The organism is Microbacterium sp. EF45047, assembly GCF_028472845.1.
Lineage (GTDB): Bacteria > Actinomycetota > Actinomycetes > Actinomycetales > Microbacteriaceae > Microbacterium > Microbacterium neungamense.
The window spans coordinates 382721-395024 of sequence record NZ_CP069429.1; the positions used below are offsets into that span (position 1 = coordinate 382721).

Annotated in this window: 9 protein-coding genes; 6 read left to right on the forward strand and 3 right to left on the reverse strand. The window is 72.4% G+C overall.

Annotated features, from left to right (window positions below):
• Nucleotides 1-57: 57 nt before the first annotated feature.
• Nucleotides 58-1845 carry an aspartate--tRNA ligase gene (gene aspS / locus JRG78_RS01885; RefSeq protein ID WP_259607310.1) on the reverse strand — a complete coding sequence of 596 codons (1788 nt, stop codon included), beginning with the start codon at nucleotides 1843-1845 and terminating at the stop codon, nucleotides 58-60.
• A 137-nt stretch (nucleotides 1846-1982) separates the two neighbouring features.
• On the opposite strand from aspS, the gene JRG78_RS01890 reads away from it, so the two are divergent.
• The 6 genes from JRG78_RS01890 (at nucleotide 1983) to ccsB (ending at nucleotide 7236) form a co-directional block, all read left to right on the forward strand.
• Nucleotides 1983-2378 carry a DUF5684 domain-containing protein gene (locus JRG78_RS01890; RefSeq protein ID WP_259607311.1) on the forward strand — a complete coding sequence of 132 codons (396 nt, stop codon included), beginning with the start codon at nucleotides 1983-1985 and terminating at the stop codon, nucleotides 2376-2378.
• 2 nt (nucleotides 2379-2380) lie between these two features.
• Nucleotides 2381-3004: a histidine phosphatase family protein gene (locus JRG78_RS01895; protein WP_259607312.1), complete on the forward strand. Its 624-nt coding sequence runs from the start codon at nucleotides 2381-2383 to the stop codon at nucleotides 3002-3004.
• 91 nt (nucleotides 3005-3095) lie between these two features.
• Complete coding sequence (locus tag JRG78_RS01900; RefSeq protein WP_259607313.1) at nucleotides 3096-3746, forward strand: TlpA family protein disulfide reductase; 651 nt, start codon at nucleotides 3096-3098, stop codon at nucleotides 3744-3746.
• Nucleotides 3743-4543: a cytochrome c biogenesis CcdA family protein gene (locus JRG78_RS01905; protein ID WP_259607314.1), complete on the forward strand. Its 801-nt coding sequence runs from the start codon at nucleotides 3743-3745 to the stop codon at nucleotides 4541-4543. Before JRG78_RS01900 ends, JRG78_RS01905 begins: the two co-directional genes overlap by 4 nt.
• A complete protein-coding gene (gene resB, locus JRG78_RS01910) occupies nucleotides 4524-6245 on the forward strand; it encodes a cytochrome c biogenesis protein ResB (RefSeq protein WP_259607315.1) in 1722 nt (573 codons plus the stop codon). The genes JRG78_RS01905 and resB overlap by 20 nt, the downstream gene beginning before the upstream one ends.
• Before the next feature lies 1 nt (nucleotide 6246).
• Entirely contained in the window at nucleotides 6247-7236 is a 990-nt protein-coding gene (ccsB, locus tag JRG78_RS01915; protein ID WP_259607316.1) for a c-type cytochrome biogenesis protein CcsB, read from the forward strand.
• Between the two features lie 88 nt (nucleotides 7237-7324).
• Here the strand turns inward: ccsB and JRG78_RS01920 are convergent, their stop codons facing one another.
• A complete protein-coding gene (locus tag JRG78_RS01920; RefSeq protein ID WP_272653549.1) occupies nucleotides 7325-9298 on the reverse strand; it encodes a YhgE/Pip domain-containing protein in 1974 nt (657 codons plus the stop codon).
• Nucleotides 9295-12207: an MMPL family transporter gene (locus JRG78_RS01925; RefSeq protein ID WP_272653550.1), complete on the reverse strand. Its 2913-nt coding sequence runs from the start codon at nucleotides 12205-12207 to the stop codon at nucleotides 9295-9297. The genes JRG78_RS01920 and JRG78_RS01925 overlap by 4 nt, the downstream gene beginning before the upstream one ends.
• Nucleotides 12208-12304 lie beyond the last annotated feature (97 nt).

The window sequence follows — 12304 nt, forward strand, 5'->3', positions numbered from 1 at the left end:
TTCGACGGGCTCAGGGTCCGACGGGCTCAAGTCCGACCGGTTCAGGGTCCGACGGGCTCAGGAGCCTTCGACGAGGTCAGGGGCCGGGGCGTCGACGCCCGCCTCGGCGCGCTGCTCCGGGGTGATCGGGGCGGGCGCCTCGGTGAGCGGGTCGAAGCCGCCGCCAGACTTCGGGAAGGCGATGACCTCGCGGATCGAGTCCGTCTTCGTGAGGTGCTGCAGCACGCGGTCCATGCCGAGCGCGATCCCGCCGTGCGGGGGAGCGCCGAACTTGAACGCCTCGAGCAGGAAGCCGAACTTCTCCTCGGCCTCCTCTTCGGTGATCCCCATCACGGTGAAGACGCGCTTCTGGATGTCCTCGCGGTGGATGCGGATGGATCCGCCGCCGAGCTCCGACCCGTTGCAGACCAGATCGTACGCGTAAGCCAGCGCCGAGCCCGGGTCGGTGTCGAAGGTGTCCTCGAACTCCGGCTTGGGGCCGGTGAACGCGTGATGCACCGCGGTCCACGCACCCGCGCCGACCGCGACGTCGCCGGAGGCCACGGCATCCGACGCCGGCTCGAACATCGGCGCGTCCACGATCCAGGTGAAGGCGAACACGTCCGGGTCGAGCAGGCCCAGCCGGCGTCCGATCTCCACGCGGGCGGCGCCCAGCAGGGCGCGGCTGGCCCTCGTCTCGCCGGCGGCGAAGAACGCGCAGTCTCCCGGCTCCGCGCCGACGAGCTCGGCGAGGCCGGCCTGCTCCGCCTCGGACAGGTTCTTGGCGACCGGCCCGCCCAGCGTGCCGTCCTCGTTGAACAGGACGTACGCGAGGCCGCGGGCGCCGCGCTGCTTCGCCCAGTCCTGCCAGGCGTCCAGGGTCTTTCGCGGCTGCGAGGCGCCGCCGGGCATCCGCACCGCTCCCACGTACTCCGACTGGAACACGCGGAACGGGGTGTCCTTGAAGTACTCGGTCGCCTCGACCAGCTCGAGGCCGAAGCGCAGGTCGGGCTTGTCGGAGCCGTACTTCGCCATGGCGTCGGCGTAGGTCATCCGCGGCAGCGGGGTGTCCACCTCGACGCCGATCGTCGCCCACATCGCCGTGACGACGTCCTCCATCATCTCGATGACGTCCTCCTGGTCCACGAAGCTCATCTCGATGTCGAGCTGGGTGAACTCGGGCTGACGGTCGGCGCGGAAGTCCTCGTCGCGGTAGCAGCGCGCGATCTGGAAGTACTTCTCGATGCCGCCCACCATCAGCAGCTGCTTGAACAGCTGCGGCGACTGCGGTAGCGCGTACCAGCTGCCGGGATGCAGGCGGGCAGGCACCAGGAAGTCACGGGCGCCCTCCGGCGTGGAGCGGGTGAGCGTCGGGGTCTCCACCTCGACGAAGTCGCGGGCATGCAGCACGTCGCGGATCGCCTTGTACACCTGCGAGCGCAGCCGCATGGCCGCCGCGGGACCGGGGCGGCGCAGGTCGAGGTAGCGGTGCTTCAGGCGCGCCTCCTCGCCGACCGGGTCGCTGTCGGCGAGTCCCGAGGAGACCGGGAACGGCAGCGGAGCCGACTCGTTCAGCACCTCGACGTCGGCCGCGATGAGCTCGATCTCCCCGGTGGGCAGGTTCGGGTTCTCGTTGCCCGCGGGGCGGCGGGAGACCTCGCCGGTGACCTTGAGCACGAACTCGCTGCGCAGCGGGTGGGCCACCTCCTCGTCACGGATGACGACCTGCGCGATGCCCGACGCGTCCCGCAGGTCGATGAACGCGACGCCCCCGTGATCGCGGCGGCGGTCGACCCAGCCCGTGAGGGTGACGGTCTGACCGATGTGCGAGGCATCGAGCGAGCCTGCCGTGTGTGTGCGGAGCACGGAGGATTCCTTCTGATCGGGGGAAAGACGGACCCGGCCATTCTACGGGCGCACCTGCGGCGCCTCCGCCGCCGTCCTCGCGGCCCTCAGTAGACTCGCGATGGCCGCCCACAGACACGATCCCGGAAGGCATCCCGATGAACACCGCACTCGTCCCCTCCGCGACCAACGGACTCGAAGACCTCTACCGGGGCCTCTTCACCGGCACCAGCGGTGTGATCGCCTTCCTCTTCTACGTGGTCGTCGCCATCGCGCTGTGGAAGGTGTTCACGAAGGCCGGGTACCCGGGCATCCTCGCGATCATCCCGATCGTGAACGTCGTCTTCCTGGTCAAGGTGGCCGGCATGACCGGGTGGGCCGCGCTGCTGTACCTCATCCCGATCATCAACATCGTGTTCTCGATCGTGGTCGCCTTCAAGCTCGGCGCCCGCTTCGGCAAGGGCGGCGTGTTCTCGTTCTTCCTGCTCTGGCTGCTGCCGTTCATCGGATACCTGATCCTCGGCTTCGGCGACGCCCGCTACCGTCAGGCCTGAGCGTGCCGGCATCCCGCCTGCATCTGGTCCGCCACGGCGAGGTGCACAACCCCGACCGGGTGCTCTACGGCCGCCTGCCGGACTACCACCTCAGCGCCGCCGGGCAGCTGATGGCGAAGGCCGCGGCGGAGTACGTGCTCGGGCTCGGCCGGCCGATCGCCGAGCTGCGCACCTCCCCGCTGGAGCGCACCCGCGAATCGGTGCAGCCGTTCATGGATGCGCTGCACATGGAGGCGGTGCTCGACCCGCGTCTGCTTGAGCCCACGAACGTGTTCGAGGGCACGCGGATGCGGCGCGCGCTGCGCGATCCGCGGAACTGGCGCCACCTGCGGCGCCCGTCGATCCCCAGCTGGGGCGAGCCGTACGCGTCGATCGTGGCGCGGATGCGGGCGGTGATGGACGAGCGGTGGGATGCCGTGCCCTCGGGCGATCTGGTCTTCGTGTCCCACCAGGCGCCGATCTGGATCACCCACCTGGCGGTCGCCGGTCTGCCGCTGCGGCACGACCCCCGCACCCGGCGCTGCGCGCTCTCCAGCGTCACCTCGTTCGTGCGCGACGACGACGGCTGGCACGAGGTCGGCTACGCGGAGCCCGCCGCCGGGGGCGTCGACCTCGGCGCGGTGTGACGATCGCCGCCCGGTGGATGCCGGATCCGCTGCATCGGCCGGGCGGCATCTTCCGGCGGACGCATAGGAACCCGGACGTACACTGGCAACCGTGCCTCTCGCGTCGACGGTTCGCCCTGTCCGCAGCGGGCGCCCCCGACGCCGCATCCGCTCTCTGCGTGCGGCCGGAGCCGCGCTCGCCGCGGTGCTCGCCGTCGGCCTCGCCGCCTGCGCACCCGACCCGCTCACCGAGTCGTACCGCAACGGCGAGCAGAAGGCGTACACGGCCGACGACTTCCGGGTGACGGAGATCCCCGCCGACGAGCGCGGCGAGCCGGTCGAGTTCGGCGGCGTCACCGAGGACGGCGCGCAGTTCTCCAGCGACGACGTCCGCGGCAAGGTGACCGTGGTCAACTTCTGGTACGCGGCGTGCGGACCGTGCCGCATCGAGGCGGAGGACCTCGAGGCGGTCTGGCAGGAGCACCAGGACGACGAGGTCGCCTTCATCGGCGTGAACATCTACGACCAGGCCGACACCGCCAAGGCGTTCGCCGAGCGCTACGGGGTCACCTATCCCAGCCTGATCGACGCGAACAGCGGCGAGGCCAAGCTCGCCTTCGCGAAGGTCACCCCCATCCAGGCGCCTCCGGTCACCCTGGTGCTCGACCGCGACGGCCGCGTCGCCGCGCGCATCATCGGCCCGATCGACGGGACGTCGATCCTCTCCACGCTCGTCCGGGACGCGCTCGCGGAGAGCGCGTGAGCCCCCAGGACGTCATCGGCTTCGGGGCTCTCTGGGTCGCGATCCCGCTGGCGATGCTGGCGGGCCTGGTCTCCTTCCTGTCCCCGTGCGTGCTGCCCCTCGTGCCGGGGTACCTCGGCTTCATCGGGGGAGCGGTGGCGCCGAAGGCGGGCGCTTCGACGGGCTCAGCGTCCGGAACGGCGGGCGCTTCGGCGGGCTCAGCGCCCGTGGCCACGGCGACCCGCGGCCGACTGGTGCTCGGGGTGCTGCTGTTCATCGCCGGGTTCACCGTGGTGTTCGTGGCGTACACGGTGATCGGCGGCGCGGCATCCGTCTTCTTCCTCGAATGGGGCGACCTGATCACCCGCGTCCTCGGTCTCGTCATCATCGCGATGGGGCTCGTGTTCCTGGGCCTGTTCGGCTTCGCGCAGCGCGAGATGCGGATGCACGTGAACTCGGCCACCGGCCTGATCGGCGCGCCCCTGCTCGGATTCGCCCTCGGCATCGGCTGGGCGCCGTGCATCGGCCCGACCCTGGCCGCGATCACGGCGGTGAGCTGGACGCTCGGCGACCCGTGGCGCGCCGGTCTGCTCGGCGTGGCGTACTCGCTCGGGCTCGGCATCCCGTTCCTGCTCGTCGCGCTCGGCTTCGGCTGGGCCTCGCGCGCGATCGCGTTCCTGCGCCGGCACATCCGGGTGGTGAACATCGTCGGCGGGGCGCTGCTGATCCTGCTCGGCGTGCTCATGGTCACGGGCCTGTGGACGCAGCTCATGTCGACGGTGGGGGCGGTGATGCAGAGTGTCGAACTCCCGCTCTGATCTCTCGGCGACCGACCCGCTCCGCCCCTCCGACCACGTCGACGCGGCCGACGACCTCGAGCCGAACCAGCCGAAGCTCGGGTTCGCCGGGTGGCTGCGCTGGGGCTGGCGACAGCTGACCTCGATGCGGGTGGCGCTGATCCTGCTGCTCGTGCTCGCCATCGCGGCGATCCCGGGCTCGATCTTCCCGCAGCGGATGGCGGACCCGAACGGCGTCACCCAGTTCAAGGCCGACAACCCCGACCTGTTCCCGGCGCTCGACGCGCTGAGCATGTTCGACGTGTACCTGTCGCCGTGGTTCTCGGCGGTGTACCTGCTGCTGTTCGTGTCGCTGATCGGCTGCATCGTCCCGCGGATCCGGCACCACCTGAAGGCGCTGCGCGCCCAGCCGCCGCGGACGCCGGCCCGGCTGTCGCGGCTGGAGGACCACCGCGAGCTGGTGCGGCCGCTGACGGACGCTGCTTCGACGGATGCTGCGGCCGAAGCCGCGCAGGCCGTCGACGTCGCGGAGAAGCAGCTCAAGGCGCTCGGCTACCGGGTCGCCCGCTACGACCGCGGCCGCACCTGGTCGGTGTCGGCCGAGCGCGGCTACTGGCGCGAGACCGGCAACCTCCTCTTCCACATCGCGCTCGTCGGCGTGCTCGTCACCGTCGGCGTCGGCGGGGGCTTCGCCTACACCGGGCAGAAGGTCGTGGTCGAGGGCTCGACCTTCGTGAACACGCTGATCGACTACAACTCGATCAACCGGGGCCGCTTCGTCTCCGACACGGCCCTGGCCCCCTACGCGCTCACCCTGGACTCCTTCGACGTCACCTACGAGGACATCGGCAGCGCCGGCGCCGGGCAGGCCGGGAACTTCTCCGCGAACGTCACCGTCCGCGACGTCGACGGCTCCGAGTGGGAGGGCGCCGTGCGGGTGAACCACCCGCTGCGCGTCGGCGGCGACCAGATCTACCTGCTCGGCAACGGCTACGCCCCGACCATCACGGTGCGCAACCCCGACGGCGAGGTCGTCTTCCGGCAGCCGGTGGAGTTCCTGCCGCAGGACAACAACATGACCTCGCTCGGCGTGGTGAAGATCACCGACGGGATGCCGGAGCAGCTCGGCCTCACCGGCTTCTTCTACCCGACGGCGGCGCAGCTGGAATCCGGCGCCTACACCTCCGCCTACGGCGACCTGTACGGCCCGCTGCTCACCCTGGACGTGTACGAGGGCGACCTCGGGATCGACGACGGCACGCCCCGGTCGGTCTACGTGCTCGACACCGGATCGCTGACGAAGCTCACCGGCCGTGGCACCGAGGTGGACTCCCTCGAACTGGAGCCGGGGGAGACCGCAGAGCTGCCGGGCGGCCGCGGCACGGTCACCTTCGAGGACGAGTCGCCCGAGGGCGCCACCGATCTGCGGCAGTCCGTGAAGCGCTACGTGTCGCTGCAGATCCACCACGACGCCTCCGCCCCGTGGGTGCTCGGCTTCGCGCTGCTCGCGCTCGCCGGGCTGGGGCTGGCGCTGTTCGTGCCCCGTCGCCGGATGTGGGTGAAGGCCACGGCATCCGACGACGGCATCCGCCTGGAGTACGCCGGCCTCGCGCGCGGCGAGGACCCGACCCTGGCCGCCGCCGTGGACGATCTCGTCCGCGGGCACGAGCGGCTGCTCGACGGGGTGGCGCCGCGCCGCGACACCCCCGCGAAGGGAGCATGACATGCCCGAACTCGACTCTCTCTCCGTCCTGCTGCTGTGGACGGCGATCGCGATCTACGCCGCCGCGTTCGTCGCCTTCGCCTTCGACCTGGCCTCTCGCTCCGCCGCGCAGACCGCGCGCGCGGACGCGCTCGTGGGCGCCGGGGTCGCCGCGGGTGCGACGGCCGCGAGCGGTGGCGCGGAGGCCGGTGGCGACGCCCCGGCATCCGGAGACCAGCCCAGGCCGCGCCTCGTGATGGCGCGCATCGGCACCTCGCTCACCGTGCTCGGGTTCCTGTTCCACCTGGGAGCGACCGTGACCCGCGGGATCGCGGCCGGCCGGGTGCCGTGGGCGAACCTGTACGAGTTCGCGATGATCGGCACGCTGCTGGTCGTCGCGGTGTTCCTCGCCGTGCTGACCCGCCTCGACCTGCGCTACCTCGGCACCTTCATCGTCGGGCTCATCGTCGTGCTGCTGGGCCTGTCGTCCACCAACTTCTACGTGCCGATCGTGCCGCTGATGGACCCGCTGAAGTCGGTGTGGCTGATCATCCACGTCTTCGTCGCCTCGCTGTCGACGGCGCTGCTCGCCCTGGCGTTCGCGCTGTCGGTGATGCAGCTCATGCAGACCCGGCGCGAGCGGCTGATCGCCGAGGGCGCCGCGAAGACCGGGCCCGGATTCCTGCGGACGATCCCGGATGCCGCCCGGCTGGAGAACCTCGCCTACCGGTTCACCGTGGTCGGGTTCATCTTCTGGACCTTCACCCTCATCGCCGGCGCGATCTGGGCGCAGGACGCGTGGGGCCGGTACTGGGGCTTCGACGTCAAGGAGACCTGGACGTTCATCATCTGGGTGCTCTACGCCGGCTACATCCACGCGCGCGCCACGCGCGGCTGGCGCGGCACCCCGTCGGCCTGGCTGTCGATCACCGGATTCGCGGCCGTGCTGTTCAACTTCACGATCGTCAACGTCTTCTTCAAGGGCCTGCACGCGTACTCCGGCCTGAGCTGACCCCCACCGCGCGGCGCGCACGACCGCCACGGCTGTCTCCGGGGAACAGGAGATTCCTCCGGCGCGCGCGACGGATGCCGCCCGGCGGTCACGCCGCGGCGAGCACCGCCCGGACCGACGTGGTCCGCCGCCGCGCCACCGCGACCGTCGTGACCCCCAGCGACAGCACCGTCCAGACCACCAGCCCGGCGACGGCGGCGCCGCTCGGCGCGATCAGTCCGCTGAGCGCCGGGGCGGTCGGCATCGCCGCGCCGAGACCGGCCAGCCAGCCCGGCACCGTGGAGATGACACCCGTCGCGAGCGCCAACACGCCGACCAGGGCGCTCACCCAGCGACCGGCGCCGCCCAGTGCCGCGACGAGCGTCTGGTTCACCGCGGCGAAGGCGATCCCGGCCAGGGCGGCGACGCCGGCGAAGCCCCACCATGCGGCCGCGTCGTAGCCGGCGACGAGCTGCACCACCAGCGCGACGAGAAGCCCCTGCCCGGCACCGAGCACCGCGCCCGGCCAGAACGCCCGGACCGCGAGACCGGCCGCCGACCTCCGGGATGTGAGCACCGACCCCGGCATCGCGCGGCGCGTGAGGAACGTGGCCAGCGCGCCGAACCAGAGCACGACGGCGGCCAGCAGCGGGATGGCGGTGGGCCCGAAGAGGGTCGCCGGCCCGGCATCCGCCGCCACGGGATCCGCGATGACCGACGCGAGCGAGGTGGACTCCTCGTCGCTGAACGACGGCAGCGAGGTGGCCGCCGTGTCGAGGCCGGAGGCGAGCTCGTCCGCGCCCGTCGCGAGGCCGTCGAGGCCGTCGGCGAGAGCGGATGCCCCGTCGCCGAGCTCGGCGGCGCCGTCCGCGAGACGGCCCGCCCCGCCGGACAGCTCGCGCGCACCGGTGGCGGACTGGTCCACGCCGTCGGCCAGCTGTCCGAGCCCGGCGCCGAGCTGATGCGCGGCGTCCGCGGCCGTCCGCATCTGCCCGGCGATCCGACCCGGCGCGGCCTGGTCGAACCGGGTCAGGCCGTCCGACGTGCCTGCGGCGGCCTGTGCCGCCAGATCTGCGCCGGCGCGAAGGTCGGGCAGTCCCTGCTGCAGCCCCCCGAGGCCTGCGCAGACCTGGTCGCCAGTGGGGTCGACACCGGGCGTGCGGGTCTGGCAGAGCGCCACCAGCCCGTCGACGCCGGTGGCCAGCTCTCCCACGCCGGACGCCACGCCGCTCGTGGCGTCCGCCGCTCCGCGGGCGGCGGCGAACAGCTCCTCGGGCACCAGCCCGTCCTGCTCCAGGGTGGCGGCCCCGCCGCTCAGTCCGTCGCCGAGCGCGCCGGCTCCGCCGGAGGCCTCGCGCGCCTTGCCCGCGATCGTGTCCAGCCCGCCGGCGAGCTGTCCGCCGCCGTCGCGGAGCGAAGCGGCGCCCTCGGCGAGCTGCGCCGCGCCGTCGGGGATCTCACCCGCCCCGGCCGCGGCCTCATCCGCGCCGTCCGCGAGCCGGGCGGCGCCGTCCGCCGCCGCGCCGATCTGATCGCCGATCGTCGCGAAGCCGACGAGCACGTTGTCGACGGTCGCCTCCGACACGGCGGTGCCCAGAGCGGATGCCGCCGCCGACGCGATCTGCTGCGTGATGAGGTCGTCCGCCACGCGTCCGTCCGGCGGCGTGGTCACCGTGATCTCCGCGCGCTCGGCGTCGTCGGCGTCGCCGCCGGTGAGCGCCGTGCCGGCCGAGGTCGCGGCGGCGGAGAAGTCCGCCGGGATCGTCACGATCGCCTGGTAGGTGCCGTCGGCGAGCCCCTCGCGGGCGTCGTCCTCGTTCGAGATCACCCAGGTGAGGTTGGAGTCGAGCTCGTCGGCGCCGTCGACCAGCCCGGCGGCGAGCTGCCGGCCGAGCGGCGTGTACTGTCCGTCGATCGTGACCGGCTCGTCCAGGTTGACGACGGCCGCGGTCATCGCGTCCAGCCGCTGGGTCGGGTTCTGCAGCGCCGCGACCAGGATGCCGCCGATCACCGCGGGCAGAAGCAGCACGCCCAGGATCGACAGCAGGCGGCGCGATCGGCGGGATTCGATGGGGAGGGTCATGCGTTCACCTCGGCGGGTTCGGCGGGGAGGGTGGCGGGGGAGTCGTCGGGCTGAGATCCCGGGTCGGCGTCGACACCCCGGGCTGCGGGCGTCGATTCAGCGGGGTATGGACGGGAGGGCGGGGCGTCGGCGAGGTCGAGGACGGATGCCGCGTACCCGGCATCCGTGAGCACCGCCTCCGCGGCGCCCGCGTCCGCGGCCGTCGCGAACACCGCGACGGGGGCGTCGCCGCGCCGCTCCCTGTCGTTGCGGAGCCGCGCGAGGACCGCCTCGCGTCCCGGTCCGGACAGCCGGTCAACGCCGTCGATCACGACGATCTGCGGAGCGCCGCGCAGAGCCTCGGCGAGCTCCGCGTCCAGGCCGTCCGCCGACACGGCTTCCGCCCGCACCACCCCGACGTGTCCTCGCACCCACGCGGCACGACCGGGCAGCAGGTGCCCGGCGACGCGCAGGCGCCCGGCATCCGGGGTCAGACGGCCGGCGATCGCGAGGGCCAGGGCGCGGAGCGCGCCCGACGCCGCCCCGGTGGCGATCACCGCCGCACCGGGCGCCACCCGCAGCCGGAGGTCGTGGATGCCGGCATCCGTCAGTGCCAGCCCGTCGGCCGCGACGACGCTTCCGTCACCAGGCCACTCGGCCAGTGCCCGCTCCCGCTCGACCGCTTCACCCTCGATATCGACGTGCGGCAGCATCCGCTCCAGCCCGCGGGGGATCCGCCACGCGCGCTCGCCGAGGATCGCCATCACGGCCGGGATCAGCGTCATCCGCACCAGGAACGCGTCGATCGCGATGCCCGCCGCCAGCCCCAGCGCGATCGGCTTGAGCGAGGAGTCGCCCTCCGGCACGAACGCGACGAACACCGCGAACATGATCAGCGCGGCGGCCGTCACCACGCGCGCGGTGCCGGCGAAACCGGTGCGCACCGCGCGGACCGCGGCCTCCCGGCCGGATGCCGGGTCGTGGACGTAGTCCTCCCGCATCCGCGAGACGAGGAAGACCTGGTAGTCCATCGCCAGGCCGAACAGCACCCCCATCAGCACGATCGGCATGAAGCTGATCACCGGGCCGGTGCGGGCGACGTGCAGGGCGTCCGCGAACCATCCCCACTCGAAGACCGCGGCGACCACGCCGAAGGCGGCGACGATCGACAGCAGGTAGCCGACCGCAGCGGTCACCGGCACCCAGACCGAGCGGAACACGATCGTGAGCAGGATCAGTGACAGGCCGATCACGAAGATCCCGAACGGCAGCAGCGCGGCGCCGAGACGGTCGGAGATGTCGATCGCGACCGCGGTGAAGCCGGTCACGCGGAGGTCGATGCCGTACTCCTCCTGCCACTCGTCGTGGTGGGCGCGCAGCTCGCGGACCAGGTCCGCGGTGGCGGGGTCGTCCGGGGCGGTCTCCGGGATGATCTGCACGATCCCGGTGTCGGCGGCCTCGTTCGGTGTGGCCAGGGCGACCTCCCGGACGCCCTGGAGCGCCTCCACCTCCTCGCCGAGGTCCTGCATCAGGGCGAGCGGGTCGGTCGAGGTGACGATGGTGCCGGTGAGGATGAGCGGTCCGTTGAAGCCGGGACCGAAGTGCTCGGCGGTGAGGTCGTAACCCTGCCGCGCCTCGCTGCCCTTCGGCAGCACGCCGGCGTTCGGCAGAGCGAGGTCGAGGCTGAGCGCCGGGATCGCGGTGACGCCGAGGCCGAGCACGACGGCGACGGTCGCCAGCACCGGGCGCCGCGTGACGCCGTCGACCCAGCGCCGCGCGAACCCCGGTCGCCGAGCCGGCGCGGTGCGTCGAGACCCCGTGCTGTCGCCGACACCCCGTGGTGCGGGCGTCGCTGAGACGGGGTCTCGGTGAGGGCTCGGGGTCTCGGCGCGGGAGGTGAGGCGGACGCGACCCGCGACCCGGCCCTTCACGAACCCGAGCAGCGCGGGGGTGAGCGTCACGGCGACCGCCACCGCGATCGCCACGGCCACGGAGGCGGCGATGCCCATCGTGGTCAGGAACGGGATGCCGGCGAAGCCGAGCCCGATCAGCGCGATCAGCACGGTGACCCCGGCGAACACGACCGCCGACCCGGCGGTGCCGACCGCACGGGCGGCGGACTCCTCGGGGTCGACGCCGTCGCGCACCTGATCCTGGTGGCGGGCGACGATGAAGAGCGCGTAGTCGATGCCCACCGCGAGGCCGAGCATGAGGGCGAGCAGCGGCGTGGTGGATGACACGGTGGCGACGGCCGTGGCGGCGAAGATCCCGGCCATCGAGATCCCGACGCCGAGCACCGCCGTGAGCAGCGGCAGCCCCGCCACGACGAAGGAGCGGAAGGTGACGATCAGCACGAGCAGCGCGATCGCGAGGCCCACCGCCTCGGTGAGGGTCACCGTCGGGATCGACATCGCGAACAGGTCGCCGCCCAGCGCGGTCTGCGCGCCCTCGGGGAGCGCCGCGGCGAGGTCGTCCACGGTGTCCTGCAGCTGCTCCTTCACCGCGTCCGGCACGTCGCTGGCCTGCCCGTCGAACTGCATCCGGACGATGGCGGCGGTGGCGTCGTCGTTCACCATCCCGTCCACGCTCTCGTCGAACGGGGAGGTCACCGCGAGCACGCCGTCGAGTCGGCCGAGCGCGTCCACGGCGTCCTCGATCTCGTCGCGGTAGGCGGCGTCGGAGACCTCCGCGCCGGAGGCGGCCACGACGATGAACTGCGCGCTGGTCCCGCTCACCTGCGGGAAGGTGCGCGACAGCTGCTCGAGCCCGGCTTCGGACTCGGTGCCGGGGATCGAGAAGGTGTTGTCCGTGCCGGTGCCGAGCAGCACGGCCCCGCTGCCGGCGATCCCGAGCACGAGCAGCCAGGAGACGAGCACGCGCCACGGATGCCGGAAGGACCAGCGCCCGAGCGACGAGAGCAGAGTGGACACGCGGCCTCCCCATTTGGATACACAGATGTATCGGATACGTAGATGTATCGTAATCGGACGGCACCGCACGGATGCTGTGTGCTTGGTGGGAACCGGC

Bases quoted from the DNA above. Each gene is read 5' to 3' on its own strand.
- JRG78_RS01890 (WP_259607311.1), top strand. From the start codon at position 1,983: ATGAACACCGCACTCGTCCCCTCCGCGACCAACGGACTCGAAGACCTC.
- ccsB (WP_259607316.1), top strand. From the start codon at position 6,247: ATGCCCGAACTCGACTCTCTCTCCGTCCTGCTGCTGTGGACGGCGATC.
- JRG78_RS01920 (WP_272653549.1), bottom strand. From the start codon at position 9,298: ATGACCCTCCCCATCGAATCCCGCCGATCGCGCCGCCTGCTGTCGATC.